Origin of the sequence: Companilactobacillus futsaii JCM 17355 (genome assembly GCF_001435505.1) — a bacterium.
In the GTDB taxonomy this organism is placed as follows: Bacteria; Bacillota; Bacilli; order Lactobacillales; family Lactobacillaceae; genus Companilactobacillus; species Companilactobacillus futsaii.
On sequence record NZ_AZDO01000003.1, the window covers coordinates 41,080 to 62,614 of the forward strand.

At 35.4% G+C, this 21,535-nt stretch carries 22 protein-coding genes; 3 read left to right on the forward strand and 19 right to left on the reverse strand.

Annotation, left to right across the window (positions count from 1 at the left end; translation table 11 throughout):
- Positions 1–2 precede the first annotated feature (2 nt).
- The gene (locus tag FC88_RS00365; RefSeq protein ID WP_057811831.1) at positions 3–977 is read right to left on the reverse strand and encodes a hypothetical protein; all 975 of its coding nucleotides are present in this window, start codon (positions 975–977) and stop codon (positions 3–5) included.
- Between the two features lie 96 nt (positions 978–1,073).
- Complete coding sequence (locus FC88_RS00370) at positions 1,074–1,835, reverse strand: hypothetical protein (RefSeq protein WP_057811832.1); 762 nt, start codon at positions 1,833–1,835, stop codon at positions 1,074–1,076.
- Positions 1,836–2,035: 200 nt separating this feature from the next.
- On the opposite strand from FC88_RS00370, the gene lepB reads away from it, so the two are divergent.
- Both lepB and FC88_RS00380 read left to right on the forward strand, forming a co-directional pair.
- Entirely contained in the window at positions 2,036–2,701 is a 666-nt protein-coding gene (gene lepB / locus FC88_RS00375; RefSeq protein ID WP_057811833.1) for a signal peptidase I, read from the forward strand.
- A gap of 31 nt (positions 2,702–2,732) precedes the next feature.
- Positions 2,733–2,918, forward strand: coding sequence for an LBP_cg2779 family protein (locus FC88_RS00380; protein ID WP_057811834.1), 186 nt, complete (start codon positions 2,733–2,735; stop codon positions 2,916–2,918).
- 129 nt (positions 2,919–3,047) lie between these two features.
- Here FC88_RS00380 and FC88_RS00385 read toward each other — a convergent pair whose 3' ends face one another.
- From FC88_RS00385 to rpsU, 15 genes are all read right to left on the reverse strand, one after another.
- Entirely contained in the window at positions 3,048–4,229 is a 1,182-nt protein-coding gene (locus FC88_RS00385; protein WP_057811835.1) for a DUF2075 domain-containing protein, read from the reverse strand.
- Positions 4,230–4,369: 140 nt separating this feature from the next.
- Positions 4,370–4,558, reverse strand: a complete 189-nt coding sequence (locus tag FC88_RS00390; RefSeq protein WP_057811836.1) for a 2-hydroxymuconate tautomerase — start codon at positions 4,556–4,558, stop codon at positions 4,370–4,372.
- Between the two features lie 80 nt (positions 4,559–4,638).
- Positions 4,639–5,880 (reverse strand): peptidase T, encoded by a 1,242-nt coding sequence (gene pepT / locus FC88_RS00395; protein WP_057811837.1) that lies wholly within the window; start codon positions 5,878–5,880, stop codon positions 4,639–4,641.
- Positions 5,881–5,893: 13 nt separating this feature from the next.
- A complete protein-coding gene (locus tag FC88_RS00400; RefSeq protein WP_057811838.1) occupies positions 5,894–6,685 on the reverse strand; it encodes a Nif3-like dinuclear metal center hexameric protein in 792 nt (263 codons plus the stop codon).
- Entirely contained in the window at positions 6,685–7,374 is a 690-nt protein-coding gene (locus FC88_RS00405) for a tRNA (adenine(22)-N(1))-methyltransferase (RefSeq protein ID WP_057811839.1), read from the reverse strand. Before FC88_RS00405 ends, FC88_RS00400 begins: the two co-directional genes overlap by 1 nt.
- Positions 7,375–7,382: 8 nt before the next feature.
- Entirely contained in the window at positions 7,383–8,579 is a 1,197-nt protein-coding gene (locus FC88_RS00410; RefSeq protein WP_057811840.1) for an SAM-dependent methyltransferase, read from the reverse strand.
- A gap of 153 nt (positions 8,580–8,732) precedes the next feature.
- A complete protein-coding gene (gene rpoD, locus FC88_RS00415) occupies positions 8,733–9,848 on the reverse strand; it encodes an RNA polymerase sigma factor RpoD (protein ID WP_057811841.1) in 1,116 nt (371 codons plus the stop codon).
- A gap of 20 nt (positions 9,849–9,868) precedes the next feature.
- A complete protein-coding gene (gene dnaG / locus FC88_RS00420; protein WP_057811842.1) occupies positions 9,869–11,689 on the reverse strand; it encodes a DNA primase in 1,821 nt (606 codons plus the stop codon).
- Positions 11,690–11,914: 225 nt separating this feature from the next.
- Positions 11,915–13,975 (reverse strand): glycine--tRNA ligase subunit beta, encoded by a 2,061-nt coding sequence (gene glyS, locus FC88_RS00425; RefSeq protein WP_057811843.1) that lies wholly within the window; start codon positions 13,973–13,975, stop codon positions 11,915–11,917.
- Positions 13,968–14,876, reverse strand: a complete 909-nt coding sequence (gene glyQ, locus FC88_RS00430) for a glycine--tRNA ligase subunit alpha (protein ID WP_057811844.1) — start codon at positions 14,874–14,876, stop codon at positions 13,968–13,970. The genes glyS and glyQ overlap by 8 nt, the downstream gene beginning before the upstream one ends.
- Before the next feature lie 221 nt (positions 14,877–15,097).
- Positions 15,098–15,856 carry a DNA repair protein RecO gene (gene recO / locus FC88_RS00435; protein WP_057811845.1) on the reverse strand — a complete coding sequence of 253 codons (759 nt, stop codon included), beginning with the start codon at positions 15,854–15,856 and terminating at the stop codon, positions 15,098–15,100.
- Positions 15,856–16,767, reverse strand: coding sequence for a GTPase Era (gene era, locus FC88_RS00440; protein WP_057811846.1), 912 nt, complete (start codon positions 16,765–16,767; stop codon positions 15,856–15,858). The genes recO and era overlap by 1 nt, the downstream gene beginning before the upstream one ends.
- 139 nt (positions 16,768–16,906) lie before the next feature.
- Positions 16,907–17,377 carry an rRNA maturation RNase YbeY gene (ybeY, locus tag FC88_RS00445; RefSeq protein ID WP_010019746.1) on the reverse strand — a complete coding sequence of 157 codons (471 nt, stop codon included), beginning with the start codon at positions 17,375–17,377 and terminating at the stop codon, positions 16,907–16,909.
- An 18-nt stretch (positions 17,378–17,395) separates the two neighbouring features.
- Entirely contained in the window at positions 17,396–18,373 is a 978-nt protein-coding gene (locus FC88_RS00450; RefSeq protein ID WP_057811847.1) for a PhoH family protein, read from the reverse strand.
- A gap of 106 nt (positions 18,374–18,479) precedes the next feature.
- Positions 18,480–18,662, reverse strand: a complete 183-nt coding sequence (gene rpsU, locus FC88_RS00455; protein WP_010019742.1) for a 30S ribosomal protein S21 — start codon at positions 18,660–18,662, stop codon at positions 18,480–18,482.
- A 122-nt stretch (positions 18,663–18,784) separates the two neighbouring features.
- Between rpsU and FC88_RS00460 the strand changes: the two genes are divergently transcribed.
- Complete coding sequence (locus FC88_RS00460; RefSeq protein ID WP_057811848.1) at positions 18,785–19,606, forward strand: pyruvate, water dikinase regulatory protein; 822 nt, start codon at positions 18,785–18,787, stop codon at positions 19,604–19,606.
- Between the two features lie 46 nt (positions 19,607–19,652).
- On the opposite strand, the gene FC88_RS00465 is transcribed toward FC88_RS00460, so the two are convergent.
- Positions 19,653–20,549 carry a deoxyribonuclease IV gene (locus FC88_RS00465; protein ID WP_057811849.1) on the reverse strand — a complete coding sequence of 299 codons (897 nt, stop codon included), beginning with the start codon at positions 20,547–20,549 and terminating at the stop codon, positions 19,653–19,655.
- 69 nt (positions 20,550–20,618) lie between these two features.
- Positions 20,619–21,497 (reverse strand): YitT family protein, encoded by an 879-nt coding sequence (locus FC88_RS00470; protein ID WP_057811850.1) that lies wholly within the window; start codon positions 21,495–21,497, stop codon positions 20,619–20,621.
- Between the last annotated feature and the right edge of the window lie 38 nt (positions 21,498–21,535).

Sequence of the window (21,535 nt, forward strand, 5' to 3'; positions counted from 1 at the left end):
TGTTACTGATCACTCCGTTTAGTAAAGAATATTTGTGACAAACCTATCAGAACTGTAATCAAGACTGAGACTGTCATGAACAAATTGAATGTATTGTGACTGATGATAACGATTTTCCAGTGAACCGCTGTGAATCCAAGTGCATATGGAATCAATGTATAAATCAAATACCTAATCATCAAACCATTTCGATAATTATTTTTTAAATCACCAGTTAAATGAGATCTAGATAAATCAAATTTTAATGGTATTAAAATATAAAAATCAACTGCTACGATCAAGAAGAATAGCAAAACTATTCCGACCATGTAAAGCTCACCGTTGTTAGTCGTATTAACATTAGTAAAATCATCTGTTTGTGGAACATACTTGTGTGTTGACTTGACATGTAGAACCTTCTTGATTTTTGACAAACTCTCTTTATTGGACAAAGCGTTACCATCAATAACCGTTGTAACTTGGTTCAAGTGATATTTAGACTTAGGTTGATTAGGAGATAGTGAAATCAACGTTTGTGAATTTAAAATATTAGCGCCATCAAAACCAGTATTACCAATTACTGAAATATAATGGTCATCAACTTTGACATAGGCCTGGCTTTGTGGTTTATAAGCCTCGATTTCTGACGCTTTACCTTGAACCGCAAATGGAATCTGAGAAGTAAAATCTTCTTTTGAGAAATAACGACCACTTGTTAAAGGAAGTTTATTAAATTTATTATGACCATAAATATAACCAATGTCGCTATTACTTTTTTCAAAGAAAATCATTTGGTAACTAGAAGTTTTTTCCTCAGACAATTCTGAAACAACTGTTTTTAAATTTTTCTTTGATTTAGTTTTTAAGACTAGAGCATCATCACTCATCCCTAATCGGTTCATCGTATTGTTGTACTTGATAGCGTCACTTTTTGAAATAGCGACCCCGGTTAAAAGTATTATCAAAAAGATAACAATACTAGAAATTATTTTTTTCATTTGAAACCACCTAAATAATTAATCTTACTGGTATCTTATTTTACACTAAACAACCAAGCAAGGTTGGAACAATTTTGCCCCAACCTCGTTGAATGGTTATTTAACTGAATAAACTTGATCATGCACTAAATCATATCTGGAATAATATTTATTTAATTCATCAATCTTTGGATCATCAATTAATTCTGCATTGTCCCAAAATTCCTTACTATTAGTAGCTCCATATTTTTCACCAATGACTAAGAAATTAACTCCTAATTCACGAACCTTTTGCAACACGCGATAATCAACATCCTCTCGATCAGGACTCCAAGCCAAAAGAACCGTATCAACATTTTGACCATACTTTTCTAAAGCCTGTAAAGCATCTAGTGATTCAACTTCAGTAACTCTTTGATTGCCAGTCTGATCATGTTTTGACCAACTTAAATCATCAGTACAATATGATTTCACGCCTAAATCACGTAAACCTTTGGAAAGATAACCATTCCCTGCCATCAATTCTAAGAAAACTTGATTAGGAAATAACTCTGGAAATTGTTCTACAAAATCTTGAGTTATAGTGGCCCAATAACCAAAGCGCGTCTGTAAATAAGTTCTAAACTCACCCAAATCGTGGTCAAATTCTTCCAAATGTGCTGACATTGCTTGATACTCTATTTCATCCAATTGAATATTATTTTCCATATATACTTTAATTTCGTTTTCAGACAACTGCAATTGAGGAAAATGGTAACGTGGTAATTGTTTGTTTTGCAGTGCTTGACAGATGCGTTCCATAAACTTGATTCGAGCATTGAAAACCATGCCATTCGGTAATTGTGCCGTATCTTGTCTTAGTCCTTCAATATAATTCATATTTGTTTGCCCCCAGAATAATTTGCGACTTAATTGTGACTATATTACTAAAAAAGGCGGTAAACTTAAAGTAATTGAGATGTACTAATATCGTAGCTTATTCCAAATTAGATTAAATTTTATTGACGAAAACAAGACAATTATTTCCAATAATTTAGAAAAAGTGTAATATCTTAAGTAGTACATGTACGAGGTGAAATATGGCAGAAAATAATAAAAGACGGCAGCCTAAAAAAGACGAAGAGAGCGGTTGGAAGTTTTGGTTGCAAACCATTGCATTAACAATTGCTATCTACGCTGTTTTCTTTCTAGGTTTTAAGTTTATCCTCTCGAATGATAGGGTTTCTGGTCCCTCCATGCAACCGACCTTTGAAAATGGAGATAAAGTAATTGCTACAAGACATTCTAAGCTTTCGCGTGGCGATGTGATCGTTTTGAAAGCTCCTGACGAAGCAAACACTTTCTATATTAAGAGAATTATTGGTTTACCTGGAGATACAGTCGTTTCTAAAAATAATAAGATTTATATTAATGGTAAACTATATAAAGAGGACTTCCTTGATGCTGGTAAGAAGGTCAAAGAACCAGATACTAGTCTTTATGCAGGTAAGCCTTATAGTTATACCTATAATTTCACATTAAGTTCTTTAGCTAAGAACTCCCCTGAATGGCAAGAACGATACAGTAGTTCTTACCTAAACAAAGTCAAGAAGACTAATAAAGTTCCAGCAGGTACTTACTTCGTAATGGGAGATCACCGCACTGTTTCTAAGGATAGCCGTATTATTGGATTCATCAATAAAAAGAGTGTTATTGGTGAAGTCAAATGGCGTTATTGGCCCTTAACTAGATGGACAGTCTTTTAAATCAGAGTTATAAATTATTGGAGGTATTTTTATGGATAAACCAAACATTTCTGAAATGATTATTCAATATGAAAAAGATAAAGATATGACTGATACACAATTTGCTTTTGAAAGTCATCTATCAGTTGAACGAGTTCATAATTTAAAATCAGGCGATTACGAACCTACTGCGGATGAACTCAAAACTGTTAAAGAATACATTAAACTACATCAATAGCAATATTTGTAGTTTACCCTATTGAGCGACTGTCGTATGATGGTTGCTTTTTTGTTTTGTTTTTTTTAGTGTTATGTTTTCGTAAAACATTTATTGTTACTAAAAGGCTATAAAAAAAGCCAATATCAACTATTGGTTTTTTAAATTCTCAAAAATTTTAGCATCGTGAAAGTAAATAAAACAACCCGTGATGCCTCGTTTTAATAAAATATTGATAGAATTCAGAATCAGTTCTTGCTTGATTTGATCAAGGCTCTCTAAATCATGGTCATGGCGATTTTTAAACGCTTCACGATCCTCGTATTTTTTCGGATCTACCTTGATTTTACTATTACCTGCATAAGTAACTGTCGGTCCAATAATAACTGCCACATACTGTAAATCAAAGCCTTGTACGGTATACATCGATCCTATTTCATTGATTGTTTCTGGTTTTTGAGCCCACGTTGTTTGATCGTAATTATATTGATCCCAAGGTAAATGAAATTCTCCTTCATTGACAAAATGTTTCTTGCCATCCAAGGTCGAAGGATAGTCAGCTGTAGCAACGATTCGACACTCCCCTAGTTCATTATTTTTCTTTTTTAGTTCTTGATACATCTTTTGAGCATCATCATAAACGCGAAAGTCGTATTCAGTATTCATGATTAAATAATCATTATTATCTTCCAGAGGCAATAACTTATTATTGATTGTTAAATTATCGATCCAATTGACCACCTTTTCAGGTGCTTGCATTCGCATTTGTGCTTTCAAAGTAGCCTGCCCAAATTGAACCTTTTGTTCAGATACAATTCGATCTAACAACGACTGTGACCAATAACTCTTTAATTTCAAAACTTGGCGTTGATCGTAAACTAGAATTACGATTTTACTTAATTTAATGATTTCTTCTAGCTGATTTTTTTGACGAAAATTATTGTAGTTGTCACTTTCACTCAATAACAAATGTGCTTCGTCAATAACGACTATATCGGCCGTTTGCTGCTTTTTATGCATCGTATTGATAAAACTAGTTGGTCGCACAAAACGGTTCTTGCGCAAGGCTTTAAATTGACCAGCATTGGCTTGATAAACCTTCAACAGTTCTGGATGATTTACCAGGAAGTAGTTATTAGTTTGATGTTTCTTTTCAATTTCTAAAAATAACTTCGTTAAAATAACGCTTTTACCAGTACCAGCATCACCATTTAACTGAAATACACCTTTTTTGCCGCATTGTAAGTTATTTTGACTGAATTCCATGATTTGATTGAAAACAGATTGTTGTTCTTGAGTTAATTCTTTATTGGGAAAAACAGATTCTAACATGATTCACCTTCCATTAATGACTTGTCCATTTTGAACTAGTCAAAAAAGCGCGTCAAGGTTACATAAGATAAATTAAAACAAGTTGTACAAAACTTATTTTAATTAAAAAAAATACCCCCAATCACTTGAGAGTATCAAATTTATTTTTCGTCGCTCTTCAAAACACCACCAACAGCGTAATGTTCTTTTTCCATTTCATTTAAAACAACATGAACGTGTTCAGCAGGAGCACCTGTATTCTTTACAATGGCTTCTGTAACATCTTTGACTATTCCTCTTAATTGTTCTTCTGAACGGCCAGCAATCAAATCGATATGTACTAATGGCATAGTTATTTCTCCCTTAACTTTTGATACTTAATTATAACAAAAAATACCTAAGACCAAAGCCCTAGGTATTAATTAAAACATTATTTTTCGTTATTCAATTTAATGATTTCAAGAATTACATCGCAAGCTTTTTCCATTGACTCTTCAGCCACATATTCAAAGCGTCCGTGCATATTCTCGCCACCAGCAAAGAGATTAGGTGTTGGCAAGCCCATAAAGGAAATAGTTGAACCATCCGTACCACCACGTACCGGAGCTTCATCAGGTTCGATACCTAGGTTTTTCATAGCTTGTTCAGCGATATGAACAACTTCCATATGATCCTTCATAACTTCATACATGTTGTAGTACTGATCAACCATATCAATTTTAATGGTATCAGCACCGTATTTGTCGTTTAATTTCTTAACGATTTCAGTAACTTTACTCTTACGATTTTCCAAACCATCACGTTCAAAATCACGAATGATGTAAGACATGTCGGTGTGGTCGATCGTTCCTTGTTCATCACAAAGCAAGTAGAATCCTTCACGCCCTTCAGTCTTTTCTGGAACTTCATCAACTGGTAACATACTTTGGAATTCATTGGCAATCAACATTGAATTGACCATGATACCTTTAGCACCAGATGGGTGAACATCTTTACCAGTGATATGAACTTTTAGACTAGCAGCTGAGAATGTTTCAAATTCAAGTTGTCCAACTGGACCACCATCTACTGTGTATGCAAAGTCAGCCCCAAAGTCTTTAACATCGAACTTCTTAGCACCAGTACCGATTTCCTCATCTGGTCCTAGTCCAATCTTGATCTTACCGTGCTTGATTTCTGGATGATTGATCAAATATTCCATTGTAGTGATAATCTCGGCAACACCAGATTTATCATCTGATCCTAATAAAGTATCACCACTAGTAGTGATCAATGTTTGACCACCATACTTCTTCAATGATGGGAAAACTGCAGGATCAAGTGTGTATTTACCAGCCTCATCTAGCTTAATAACACTCTTGCCATCGTAATTTTCGACGATCTTTGGTTTGATATTTTCTGAATTAAAATCAGCAGTATCAACGTGAGAAATCAATCCCAAAACTGGAACATCTTTATCAAGATTTGAAGGCAATTCCGCTGTCAAATATGAGTCAACTTTTCGAATTTTAACATCTTTCATTCCAATTTCCATTAACTCTTCAGCCAATCTCTTCAAAAATTCAGTCTGTCTTTCAGTTGAAGGAACAGTTTCTGAATATTCGTCAGAACGAGTATTTTGCTTCACATATTCCAAAAAACGAGGAATCAATTTTTCATACTTTATTGCCATTTTTATACGCTCCCTATAAAAAATTATATGGTTCTGTATCTACATCTGATTGTACTATATCCAAATCGATTTTATTAGACCTTTTCCAATCATTTAAAATATTAGCCATTTTTTTTATAAAGATTGCTTCAATATGATGTCCCGGATCAATTACATTCAACCCGTTAGCCATCATATCGTGAGCTGTATGGTAATAGACATCCCCAGTGATAAAAGTATCAGCACCAGCTTTTAAAACTTCAGGGTAGAATTTTCCCGCATCGCCACCAATAACAGCAACTTTTTGAACTAGTTGTCCTAATTCTGATTTCACATAACGTAAATTCTGAATATTAAAGTCATCACGAACTTTTTTAGCAAAATCAATTAAAGACATGGGCTCCTTTAATTCACCCATACGACCAATCGAATAGTCATCGTCTTCATCCAAAAAACGAACATTTTCTAAATCTAATTCCTCCATCAACCAATCGTTCATCCCATTGTGGGCTTTGTCCAAATTAGTATGGCTGGCATAGACTGAAATATTATTAGCTAATAAGTCCTTGTACATTTTATTTTGAGGTGAAGCTAAATCTAAATTATGAGCAGCATGAAACATTACCGGATGGTGAGCCACAATCAAATCAATCTTTTTATCGATTGCTTCTTGAACCACATTAGGACGAACATCCAAGGTTGTCATAACTCGGTGAATCTCTTGCTTTCTATCGCCTAGTTGAAAACCAGTAGGGTCGCCTTCCATCTTAATTGATAATGGAGCTATTTCTTCAATTTTTTCGATAACATCTTGAACTTTAACCATTATAGTATCTCCTCAATATATTTAATATCTTGGTTCATTGCCGCAATCTTTTCTTGATCAATAACTTTGGCATTGTGCATATTGGCTACTGCTTTTTTAAAACTGTTCAATTTATGTTCCCATTTAGCAATAAAAGTTGGCGTCTTCTTTTGCATTAATACTGGCCCCATCAAATACTGCGCTTCAGTTAAACTAACTGATCTATTCACTTTCTGGGCTTTAATAATTTCATAAACGTGATGTTCTTCAGCAATGATATCCTCATCAATGATTTCAAAATTATTCTCAACCAACCAGTGACGTACGAGTGGTTCACCAATATTAGGTTGTAAAATTAGGGTTTTTACATTGGATAATTGTTCTTCTGTAGCACGGGTTAAAATATCTTTGATCAAAATTCCACCCATACCGGCAATTACTACGGTGTCAATTTCGTCATTTTCATTAATGACAGCTAAACCATCACCCAAACGAACATCGATCTTTGCACTCAAACCAAATTTGTCAACGTCTTCTTTGGAACGAGACATTGGTCCTTTGGCAACTTCACCAGCAATCGCAAAACTAGCAATATTAGTCTCGAGCAGTTCAACTGGTAAATATGCGTGATCAGAGCCGATATCGGCCACTCTAGTATTTTTATCAACCATTTGGTAAACGGCTTGTAATCTCTTTGAAAGTAAAGTCACTTTAACCTCTATTCTGCAGTCTTTTTATCTAAGTCTGTCATGTATTCACGTGTCATTGGCATAGCAGTTCCACTTGGACCATTTGTCAACAAGTATTGGATAACATCAATATTACCACTTTCAAAGGAAGCGGCACAGGCTTGAAGATACAAGTCCCACATACGGACAAATCTTTCACCATACATTTCGTTAACTTGATCTTTGACCTTATCAAAATTACGATCCCAAATTTCAACTGTCTTTTGATAATGGCGACGCAATGGTTCCATATCATCAATTTGAAGTCCAGCATCTAAGATGTGACCAACGTTTTCTTTAACATCAGGAATGTAGCCACCTGGGAAAATATACTTAACTAACCAAGCATCGACACCGACACCATAATGTTGACCTGTGATACCGTGGATCAACGCATTTCCATTTGGCTTTAAGTTCTTCTTAACAGTTTCGAAATAACCAGGCAAATTATCCTTACCAACATGTTCGAACATACCAACTGAAACCACGTGGTCGAATTTCTCTGTAACTTCACGGTAATCTTCTAACATAACTTCCATTTGATCAGAAAGATTTTCATCTTGGATCTTTTGGTTTACGTAATCATATTGTTCTTGACTAAGTGTGACACCTTTAGCCTTCAAACCATATTCTTTAGCAGCAGTGAACATCATTGTTCCCCAACCACAACCGATATCAAGAATAGTTTCACCAGGTTTAGTATTCAACTTATTCAAAATGTGATGTACTTTATTCATTTGAGCTTGTTCCAAAGTATCTTCAGGTGTTCTGAAATAAGCACAAGAATAAGTCATAGTTTTATCCAACCACAACTTGTAAAAATCATTACCAATATCGTAATGTTCTTGGATTTCTTTTTTATTTCCTTCTTCAGAATGATTGAACTTAGGAATGTACTTCTTTAATTTCAAACTAGACATAAAACTGTCTGATTGAGTATATGCTGAAGTGATCAATTTTTGAATTGAACCTTCAATTTCAATTTTTTTATCCATATAGGCTTCGCCAAGTGTCAAAGTAGCGTGTTTAACTACTTCAGAAATTGGAACCTTGTCGTTAAACTTAATCGTTATATCAGACTTGCCTTCTGGTCCATAATTCTTTTCTTTTCCGTCCCAAAAAATAACCTTAATGGGAATAGTAAATGAACGATCGAATATTTCATCGTAAATCTTCTTATCTAACATAACTTCCTCCAAAACAATAGATACTATAATTGTAAATCAAATTATGAAAAAATATAAAGTGAAAGTCTTGATTTTCAGAAACATAATTATAAAAATGTCTTTTTTTATCTATCATGACAACAAAAAAGACCACCCTCAAGTGATCTAATTTACTTATTCCAAGAAATCCTTCAATTGTTTTGATCTTGAAGGGTGGCGTAATTTTCTCAAAGCTTTGGCTTCGATTTGACGAATTCTTTCACGAGTAACACCGAAGACCTTACCTACTTCTTCAAGTGTTCTTGTACGTCCATCATCCAATCCGAAACGTAAACGTAAAACATTTTCTTCACGATCAGTTAGAGTATCCAAAACATTTTCTAGTTGTTCCTTCAACAATTCATATGAAGCGTGATCTTCAGGACTAGTTGCATCTGAATCTTCAATGAAGTCACCAAGGTGGGAATCATCCTCTTCACCAATAGGTGTTTCCAATGAAACTGGTTCTTGAGCAATCTTCAGAATATCACGAACCTTACCAGTTGGCATGTCCATTTCGGCACCAATTTCTTCAGGAAGTGGTTCACGTCCTAAATCTTGAAGCAATTGACGTTGGATTCTGATCAATTTGTTGATAGTTTCAACCATGTGAACCGGAATACGGATAGTTCTAGCTTGGTCAGCGATAGCACGCGTAATAGCTTGTCTGATCCACCAAGTTGCATAAGTTGAGAACTTGAAACCTAGACGATAATCGAACTTCTCAACGGCCTTCATTAGACCCATGTTACCTTCTTGAATCAAATCGAGGAATTGCATCCCACGACCAACGTATCTCTTAGCGATAGAAACAACCAAACGCAAATTAGCTTCAGCTAGTTTTTGTTTAGCAACTTCATCGCCTTGTTCAATCTTCAAAGCAAGATCAACTTCTTGTTGAGCATTAAGCAATGGAACACGACCGATTTCCTTTAAGTACATACGAACAGGATCGTTTACTTTGATATCAGTTGGTGCGGTAGTATCGTTTTTCTTAGATTTTTTCTCTTCTTTCTTTTCTTTTAGAAGAGCTAATTTACTAGGATTACCTTTGTCATCAACAACACCGATACCAACATCTTCAAGTTCACTAACAAAATTAGTTAAAGCATCACCCTTTAATTTGTAAGGTTTGATGATTTTTTCTTGAAGGTCATCTTCAGTGATCTTACCAGTTTTCTTAAGATCTTTGATAAGTTTTTTTGTTGCTGCTTTTAATTCTTTTGATACTGCTGGTTTCTTAGTTGCCATATATTATTCCTCCAGTATGCTTAATTGCTAAGGATTCTTCTTACTTTAATCAATTGCTGCGTTAATTCCAACTGTAATTTATTGTCACCGACCATCGCCGCCTTTTTGAGCTGTTGATTGATATCGTTTAATTGCGAAACCAACCCAGAATTTTTTATATTGTTCACGTAATCATCAATCTCTTGATCATTGTATTCAATTGGCATATTCATCATTTCAAGTTCAGCCAATAAATTCTTATCATCGTTATCCAAAACATTCATAAAATCGGATACATTGATTTCTTCTGCTGCATCATTTTGCTCAGCATAAGACAATAATGAATCAAAGATTCGTTGGTAATTTTGATGAACAAACTTGAAACCATCACCTTTTAAATTAATTCTGATTTCAGGAAAATTGATTGCCCAATACAATAAATATCGTTCTGATTTCTCTAAGCGATCATATTTTGGTCGAACACTCGAGGTAACTTTTTCCAAAGCATGTTGTTGAACGTCTTTATAATTATTGGCTGGCTTTTGAATAGAAATTTGACGACGCAAGGCATCTAATTCCTTATTGATAGCATCTTTTGAAACGTTCATTTCATCAGCAATTTTGCCAACATACATATCGACTTCAACCGGCGATTGTAATTTTACGACCTCTTTTAACGACTGATTCAAAAATTCCAGCTGATCATGTTCGTTATTGAGATTGTAGTTACGTTTGAAGTAATTCAAAATGAAGGAAATTGGTGTTTGGACACTATTAGCTAAATTTTGAAACTTCTCAAAACCTTCACTCTTAATGAATTCATCAGGATCCTTTTTATCAGGAATGCTGATAACTCCATAGGTGAAACGTTCATCAGTCAGTTGGGTCAAAGCCCGATAAGTAGCTTCAACTCCAGGATCATCGCCATCATAACAAATATTGATTTGATTAGTCAGACGACTTAAAACGTATAGCTGTTGATCTGTCAAACTAGTACCCATCGAAGCCACACCATTAGTGACACCAGCTTTATATGCACTAATAACATCCATAAAACCTTCAAACAGAATCACATTGCCTTTTTCACGAATCTCTTTTTTAGCATTGTTCAAATTGAACAATGTCTTACCTTTGTTAAAGATCTCCGTTTCTGGACTATTGAGATATTTAGCTGTTGAAGCTTCCTTATCTAAAATACGTCCCGAAAAAGCAATGATATTGCCTGATTCGTCTGTAATCGGAATCATGACCCGATCACGAAAACGATCAAATAGTTCTCCCTCTTGATTTTGTGCAAACAGTCCCGATTTTCTCAAAATATCTTCACTGATATCTCGGTCCTTGAAAAACTGCAACAAAAGCTTGTTATTATTTGGTGCATAGCCGATACCAAAGGTTTGAATCAAGTCATCATCTAACTGACGATTTCTTAAATACTTCAAAGCATTGGAACCATTCTCTGTTTTCAATAAAATGTGGCTGTATAGCTTAGCTGCATCAGCATACATCTTCAAAAGAGTTTGGCTATTAGAATTTTGGTATTGGTTGTTCTTAGCTTCGTATTGGTCAGGAACGGGAATGTTACCCATTTGGGCGACTTCAATTACAGCCTCCGGAAAGGTTTTGCTCTCCATTTCCATAATGAATTTGAAGACATTACCCCCGCGACCACAACTAAAGCAGTGAAAAATTTGCTTGTCCTCTGCAACTGAAAACGAAGGAGTTCGTTCTTCATGAAACGGGCAAAGTCCAAACAAATTCTTACCTGACTTTTTTAATTGTACATACTTGCTAATAACATCGACGATATTAGTCTTCGAGGTAACTTCATCAATGAATTCCTGAGGAATCCGTGTTGCCATGGCCGTCACCTCCTGCTTAATAGATGTTAAAATCATTTACGACCTTAACCACCAGCGACTAGTAAATAAAAAAGTGCTCCCACAAAAAGTGCAAACTGGGACCACTAGTCACTTGTCAACTACTCATTATACACGCTCCAATGTAAAAGTCACGTAATTGACTTGCTTTTTGCCGATTTTTTTTGAAAATAAAAAACTGCCCAAAAGGCAGCTTCTTTAAAATGCTTATTTAGTAACAATTTTAGATAAATCACCCAAGTTAGCAATCAAATGATTGGCGATAACTAATTGAGTCAAACGATTATTCTTAACTTTTTCATCTTTAGCCATAATCATATTTTCATCAAAGTATGAGTCAATCACAGGACGTAAAGCGGCTAATTGTTTGAATAAATCTTCAGCGTTGTCGTTTTTAATAGCGGCAACTTGTTGGTTCAATTGTGATTCAGATGGATTTTCAAATAGAGAGTCATCAACAGCCAAATCATCAGAATACCCGAACTTAGCTTTCTTAGACAAGTTAACGATTCTGCCAAGAGCTTCCATAACTACCTTGAAGTCATCATCATTAACGTGGTTTTGTAGCACTTGAGCAACGTTGATCATTTCAATAGCATCGATATTTGAACCACCAGCTACAGCATCAATGATGTCTGTTCTAATCTTGTTTTGCTTCAATAGTTGACGGACACGATCGATCATGAAGTCAATCACGTCTTGTTTATGAGCATTCAAGTCTAGTTTTTCAGGAACGGTTACATTGTCCTTCAAGTAGTCTTGTAAGTCATTTAAGTTCATTGACCATTGATATTGATCAAGGATTCTAACGATACCATAAGCTTGACGACGCAATGCATAAGGATCATTTGAACCACTAGGAATCAAATCAACAGCAAAGAATGTTTCGATTGAATCTAACTTGTCAGCAATGGCTAGGGCGGCACCAACTTTAGTTTCTGGCAAATCGCCTTCTGAAGAAATTGGCATGTAGTGTTCTCTAATTGCTTGAGCAACAGCCTTTGTTTCACCCATGATTTCGGCGTATTTCTCACCCATGACACCCTGCAATTCAGAGAATTCATCAACCATGTTAGTTACAAGATCGAACTTGTAAATATCACTAGCACGAAGTAAATCTTTTCTTTCTGTGTCCGAGAATTGGAAAATATCAGCTAAATGGTCAGCAATTTGGTGCACACGAGCCATTTTTTCATACATTGTACCGATCTTAACGTGAAAGTTAACTGATTTGAGCTTTTCAACATAATCAGCAATTGTCCTCTTTTGATCTTCCTTAAAGAAGAAATCAGCATCTTCTAGACGAGCTACTAGAACCTTTTCATTACCACGAATAACGTTTTCGATGTGTTCTGAGTTACCATTTCTAACCCCAATAAAGTAAGGAGCTAAGTTGCCTTTTTGGTCACGAACGTAGAAGTATCTTTGGTTATCTTTCATTGAAGTAATCAAAACTTCGTCAGGAATTTCAAGATACTTCTCGTCAAATGAACCATAGAAAGTAGTTGGATATTCAACTAAGTTGTTTACTTCTTCAAGTAAATCTTGGTCTACATCGATATCCCAGTCATTGTCTTGAGCAATCTTTTCGATTTGGTCAGAAATAACTTGTTTACGAGCTTTAGCATCAACGATAACAAATTGTGATTTCAATTTCTCAACGTAGTTTTTAGCGTCGTCGATTTCAACATCTTGACCTAAGAATCTGTGACCGCGACTGATACGACCAGAAACAACATCCAAAATCTTTACTGGTACTTCTTTTGTATCCAATAGTGATACCAACCAGTGAATTGGTCTGATATATTCAAAGTCGTATGAACCCCAACGCATTCTTGTAGGGAATGTGATAGCTTTGATAACTTCATCCATGTGGCTCAAAACATCTTCAACTTTTTGGCCATCTTCATGCTTTTGGATGTAGGCATATTCAGTACCTTTGAGATCTTCAAAGAAAATATTGTCGGCAGTCATCCCTTGTCCACGAGCAAATCCTTGAGCAGCTTTAGTCCAGTTGCCGTCAGCATCTTGAGCAATTTTTTTGGAAGGACCCTTTGCTTTAACGTCAATATCAGTTTGTTTTTCAGCGATACCTTTAACCAAAATAGTTAAACGTCTAGGAGTTGAATACTTTTCGATTGAATCAAAAGAAATACGATTTTCTTTCAAGAATTTTTCAGCTCTTTGGGCAAATTGGTTCACACTCTTAGTTACTACGTGAGCTGGCATTTCTTCCAAACCAATTTCTAATAAGTAATTTTTAGTCATTTGCTTTCTCCTTTGCTTCACTATTTGCTAAAAGTGGGAAACCACGTTTCTTTCTTTCTTCAACAAAGGCCCTAGCAACCTTGTGAGCCATCTTTCTAATACGTGACAAGAAGGCAGCACGTTCAGTAACAGAAACAGCGCCTCTGGCATCTAGCAAGTTAAATGTATGTGAACATTTCAAAATGTAATCATAGGCTGGGTGAACCAAACCTAGGTCCATCAAACGGTTTGCTTCTTTTTCATATTCATCGAAGAACTTGAAAAGCATGTCTTGATTGCTTTCTTCAAATGAGTATTTTGAGTGTTCGTATTCAGGTTCTTTGAAAATATCACCGTACAATACGCCGTCACCCCATTCAAGATCATAAACCGAGTTAACATCTTGGATGTATGATGCCAAACGTTCTACACCATATGTGATTTCACTAGTTGTTGGGTGACATTGAAGTCCACCGACTTGTTGGAAGTATGTAAATTGAGTAACTTCCATACCGTCAAGCCAAACTTCCCAACCAACACCGGCACAGCCCATTGATGGGTTTTCCCAGTTATCTTCAACGAAACGAATATCATGTTCCAAAGGTTCAATTCCCAAAGCACGAAGTGAATCTAAGTAGTATTCTTGGATGTTTTCTGGGGCTGGTTTCATAACTACTTGGAATTGGTGGTGTTGGTATAAACGGTTAGGATTTTCACCATAACGACCATCAGCGGGACGTCTTGAAGGTTCAACGTATGCAGCATTCCAAGGTTCAGGTCCGATTGCACGAAGGAATGTATAAGGGCTCATTGTTCCGGCACCTTTTTCCGTATCATAAGCTTGCATCAACATGCAGCCTTTACTACCCCAAAACTTTTGGAGTGTAAGAATCATATCTTGTATATTTAATTTTTTGACCATGTTTTCTCCCTTCGGATGGATACAAAAAAATCCCTTGCAGGTACACTAAGGTACTTCTGCAAGGGACGAGTATTCGCGGTTCCACCCTAATTCAGGACTAAGTCCTGCTCTTTTATATTCAAATTAAATCGTACGCCATAATTCAATCGAAGCTTTCACTATTCTTCGTCGCTGTTTCAACATTTATCAATATAACCATTTTTGTAAAAATTGTCAATCGACTAAAAACGAACTCGCTTCATTTTATCAATAAAAGTTTTACTCTTAGGATAATAACCAACTGTTCCTAAATAAATTGCATCAATTGCATGTTGAATCAGATCTTTATTACTTTCTTTTATTTCAATTCGACCGACTTGTGAAAGGTCAATTTTACTGAAAAGTCGTAAGAAATAAATAATTCGTTTTGGAATGTGTAGTCGATGAATATCGTTGTCAAAATGTTTTGAACAAATCAAACCGCCTAATAAAACCGAAAAATCAAAAATTCCTTCAGTTTCACCGCCAACAACACAACTATCCATATTTGGCGCTACCCCAAAAGCTTTTAATAGTTTCATTTGCATGATATTAACAATAATTTGCGCATCATAGCCATTTTCAATATACAACAAAGCCTTAAATAGCATTCGATACCAAGAATCTGGCACTGGATCATCGACAAAGGCCTCATGATACAAATCAAAAAGAAAAGTCGCATAGGCATTCAACTCAATATCTTGAACAATTTCATCGAATTGTTTGATGTTACTAGCAGAATTCAAATAAGACAAGCCATCATTTTTAATGACTCCCAAATAATCCCCATAAGAAAATGTAATTACTGCTCCAGAAATTTTTGATTTAGCAGTCTGTGTTCCTCGAACTAAAAAAGTCTTGAAGCCATATTCTTTAGTCAAAATAGTAACTAAAGCATCTCTTTCCTTATAACGTTGCCTACGAACGACGATACCAAAGAAGTTAGTTGGAGCTTGAGCCATTAATTGTTCAAGTCCTTTAATGAATAGCCCGCACTGGCTAAGAAGGCTGGATCATCACGCCAATTTTTCTTAACACGAACCCAAAGTTTTAAATTGACTTTTTCACCTAATAAATGTTCAATCTTGATTCTTGAACCGATACCGATATTCTTTAGCATTGAGCCACCTTTACCGATGACGATTGGTTTTTGACTGTCACGCTCAACGTAGATATAAGCTTCGATTTGAAGTTTACCAGCTTCTGAACGCTGATTCATTGATTCAACTACTACCGCAATTGAGTGAGGAATTTCATCGCGAGTATCTTCCAAAATCTTTTCACGAATCAATTCGCCAACAATAAAATACTCTGGATGGTCAGTAATTTGGTCATCCGCATAATATTGAGGACCTACTGGCAAGGCTTTTGTTAAAGAATCAATCAAATCTTCAACATTGTTACCATTTGTAGCTGAAATAGGAATGATTTCAGCGAAGTCCATCAAATCTTTGTATTCATCAATTTGTGGTGCCATTTCATCAGGATTGATCAAATCAATCTTATTTAAAATCAAGAAAACCGGTGCTTTAACTTTTTTCAATTCTTCAATGATAAATTTATCCCCAGGGCCTGCTTGTTCACCAGCTTCGGTCATGAAAAGCACGGCATCGACTTCTTTAAGTGCCGAAATGGCAGCCTTATCCATGTATTGATCCAAGTCGTTATGAGGTTTGTGAATACCTGGTGTATCTAAAAAGATGATTTGACGCTCGTCATCAGTATAAATACCTTGAATCTTATTTCTAGTTGTTTGAGCTTTTGGTGAAGTAATTGCAATTTGTTCTTTGATAATGCGATTCATAAAAGTTGATTTACCAACATTAGGACGTCCAATAATAGCAACGAACCCTGATTTAAAGTTATTTTCCATAATTAATCCATATCCTTATCACTGATTACTCAGTCGTTTTGTAATTCTCAATTACTAATTATAATACTAGAAATCACTTAAACCTCAAAGTAAAACAAAGAAAAAGAATATAAAGCTAAGCTCTATATCCCCTTTAAGATTATTTTTCTAAACCGTAAGCACTGAGAATCTTTTCTTGCAAACCGATCATAACTTTCTCATCTTCTTTTTTAATATGGTCATAACCATTTAAGTGCAAAATACCATGTACAATCGTATAGCCTAATTCACGATCAAATGAATGCTCATACTCCTTAGCGTGCTCATCAACAATTTCAACACTAATAAACAAGTCTCCCAAATCAACTGGCAAATCAGGAATTTGAGCTTCTAGATAATCTAAAGAATCCTCACCATCGTTGATAGCAAAACTGATAACGTCAGTTGCACGATCAGTATCACGGTATTCTTTGTTGATCTCATGAATTTTATCTTTAGTAACAAAATGAATCGATAATTGAGTACTATCTTTTAGTTCTAATTTGTTAAAAGTGAATTGAACGATATCTTTGACCCAATTTTCTCTTGCTTGGTCAATCAAATTATCATCATTGTAAATCTCTAAGTCCATAATAATAATCCCCAATAGTTATTTTTTAGTTTTATCTGAATCCTCATATGCATCGATAATTTCAGCTACAACTGGATGTCTTACAACATCTGCTGAACTGAAATTTACGAACCCAATATGTGGCAAATCTTTCAAAATAGATTGTGCTTGAATTAAACCACTTCTTTGATGACCTGGCAAATCGATCTGTGAAATATCACCGTTAACGATCATCTTGGAATCAAAGCCTAAACGTGTCAAGAACATCTTCATTTGTTCTCTAGTAGTGTTTTGAGCTTCATCTAGGATAACAAATGCTTCATCCAAAGTACGCCCTCTCATATAAGCCAAGGGAGCTACTTCGATTACACCACGTTCAAGAAGACGACCGGTGTGATCAGCTCCATAAATTGCATACAAAGCATCATAGATTGGTCTCATGTATGGATCGACCTTTTCTTTTAAATCACCTGGTAAAAATCCTAGACTTTCTCCGGCTTCAACAGCAGGACGAGTCAAAATAATTCTTTTAACACGGCCTTTTTTTAAAGCAGCTACAGCCATAACAACGGCTAAATAAGTTTTACCAGTACCAGCTGGTCCAATACCAAAGGTAATATCATTATGTTTAATAGCATTAACGTATTGTTTTTGACCAAAGTTTCTTACACGAACGGGTTTACCACTGAAATCTTTTAACAATTCGTCTTTATATAAGTCGCCGAAGTATTCCAAAGTACCACGTTCAACCATTTTCATTCCACTGACAATATCAGCTGAACCTAAACTAATACCAGTTTGAGCTAATTCAATTAATTTTTTTAACAGTGCAAGAGCCTGATGAACATTACCATCTACACCCATTACATCTAAGCGATCACCAAATGCATGAATTTGGACATCGAGTCCTTCCTCAATCAACTGCAAATTACTATCATTAACTCCAAAAAGATTAATCGCATCTTGAGGATTTTTGATTTGAATGCTTTCTTTTATTTGTTCAATTTTTTCTGCCAATAAACACCCAACCTTCCTATTAGTTTGAATGATAGCACAATGAACGATTTTTTTGACAAAAAAAAGGTTAAAACAATAAATTGTTTTAACCTTTTGAAACTATCTATTAACGACGTTTCTTGTTGCGCTTACGAGCAGCCTCAGACTTTAATTTTCTCTTGACACTTGGCTTTTCGTAAAACTCACGTTTTCTATATTCTTGAAGAGTACCACTCTTTGAAACGGAACGTTTGAATCGACGAAGAGCATCATCAAGCGACTCGTTTTCACGAACGACGGTTTTTGCCATATGATAATCCCTCCTTCCGATTTCTAACGTAACTGTCTATTGCTCTAGCAGTTCATATGTTATTATAACAAAAAGAAGATAATGTTCAAATAATTTTTTACATTTTTTTGGAGGAATTTATTATGACACAGAAATTAGACGTTTTTGTATTGTCCGATGGCGTTGGAGAAACCGCTTTAAGAGTTGCAAAAGCAGCTTTCATTCAATTTCCAGAAATGGACACCACTTACACCAAGTATCCTTTTATCAAAAAAGATGAACAACTAGATAACATCTTATCAATGGCCAAAGAGAAGAAAGCTGTCGTTTTGCACACGATTGTTTCAAAGGAAACTTGTAAAGTTATTAATGAATTTTGTCAGGATAATGGTATTGTCTACTATGATATTTTAAATCCAATCATTGGTACATTCTCACAAATGACTAAACAAGAACCAATTCGTAAAAAAGGGCTTATTCATGAATTGGATAAAGACTACTTCGACATGATCTCGGCGATGGAATTCACTGTCAGCAATGATGATGGTCAAAATCCCAAAGGTTTCTTAGAAGCAGACCTTGTTCTCTTAGGTATCTCTAGAACCTCGAAAACGCCGCTCTCACTTTATTTAGCTAATAAGAATATCAAGGTTGCCAACCTTCCATTAAGCCCTGTAACAGGCATTCCTGACGAATTATGGGAAGTCGACCCTAAGAAAATTGTCGGTTTAACGAATGATATTAACGTTTTAAGTAAAATCCGTAGTCAAAGAATGATTGCCTATGGCTTAAGCGCCAACACTACTTATTCCGAAGAAGATGAAATTCAAAAAGAACTTGATTATTCCAATAAGTTATATAAGAAATTAGGTTGTCCAGTTATCAATGTTGCCGACCGATCAATTGAAGAGACAGCGGCAATTATCATGGAAATTTTACATTTTGACGGCTATAAAAAAGGCTAATTCTGTTAAAAAGAGTTCGATCCTACAATGGGTCGAACCCTTTTTATTATGCCTTGATTAACTTTTCTTTCATTTCTGGATCAAATTTATCAGCTAAAAGCATTTCAATCTCTGGTTTAAATGGAGCGATTCCCTTTTTATCATTTTCATCACGTTTAACATAAGGTGTTTCCATGATCTTAGGAATATCTTCCAACTGTGGATGATGAGCTACATAACTCAAAGCATCAAAACCTATCGTACCAAAGCCTATATCTTCATGACGATCTTTATGTGAACCACGTTCATTTTTAGAATCATTTAAATGAATTACAGACAGATTTTTTAAACCAATAATGTGGTCGAATTCATTTAAGACACCATCAAAATCATTTTTAACGTCATAACCAGCATCGCTCATGTGACAAGTATCCATTGTGACGGACAATTTATCGTTTTGAGCACAATTATCAAAAATTTGTGCAATTTGTTCGAAACTCGTCCCTACTTCAGTTCCTTTACCAGCCATCGTTTCAATTGCAATCGAAACCTTTTGGTTAGGATCAATAATTTCATTTAAAGCTTGTCCAATTTGTTTTAGTGCGACGTCAGGACCTTGTTTCAAATGAGCACCCGGGTGAAAACTTAAGGCTTGAATTCCTAAAGCATCGCAACGTTTGATTTCTCCTCGCATAAAATCGATACCAAATTCCAATTTGTCAGGTTTTAAAGTATTTCCTAAATTAATAATATAAGGTGCATGACCAATAATATTTTTAATACCATACATCTCTAATAGACGCTGCCCTTCAGGTATATTCATTTCTGAAACATCTTTTCGACGAGTATTTTGAGGAGCACCCGTAAAGATCATCGTTGCGTTAGCACCATAACTATGAGCTTCCTTAGCTGAACCAGCGAGCATTTTAGGGGCTTTCATCGCCACATGTGAACCAATTATCATCTGTATCCCTCCATTTGTAAAATCAAATAAAGTATAGCATACAAAAAAGCGAAGCCTTTTGACCTCGCTTTAATAAATATGAGCTTGATAAAATCTACCCATGACTTTGACCGTATCCGTGACACTAACAAAAGCGTGTGGATCAGATAACGACATTGCCGTACTTAAATCATGCAATTCTGAACGTGAAATAACTGTGAAAAGAATCGTTTTTTCTTCATGTTTATAAGCACCTTCAGCGTCATGAACGATAGTAATACCACGTCTCATTTCATTTTGAATTTGTGTAATAACATTTTTAGGTTTAGAAGTAACAATCATAACTTGAAGTTTTTGATCTTTGTTATAAATCATATCAATCACTTGACCGTTGATGAAGATACTGACGGCACTGTACAAAGCGTGGACCCAGCCGAACAAAAATCCCGCACAAGCAACGATAAACACATTGAACATGATATTGATCGTACCAACACTTTTACCAGTTTTCTTACGCAAAATAATTCCTAAAATGTCAATTCCACCAGTGGAAATACCATTTCTCAAAGCCATTCCGGTACCAAACCCATTAGCGACTGCACCAAAAATGGCACAAACTAATGGATCAGCCGTTATCTTGACTGGTGGCAACAAGTGCATCATCATACTGGCTAGAGCAACTGCAATAACTGTAAAAATGGTAAACTTGTGATCAATTTTTCGCCAAGAAAGTACGAATAGCGGAGCATTCAGTGCAAAGTACATAATCGCAGTTGAGATATCGAACGGAAACCAACGATGCGAAATTGTAGAAATTAATTGTGCCGCACCAGTTACACCTGAACCATAAATTCCACCCGGCGTCCAAAACATATTAACCGCTACAGATACTGCGATAGAATATAAAAATGCTATTGAAATTTTGGATAAGTACTGATGCCTTTCGATCAGCTTATCTAATTCACCCATACTAAAATTTCTCCTAATTGTCTTAAGTTACTTACAAC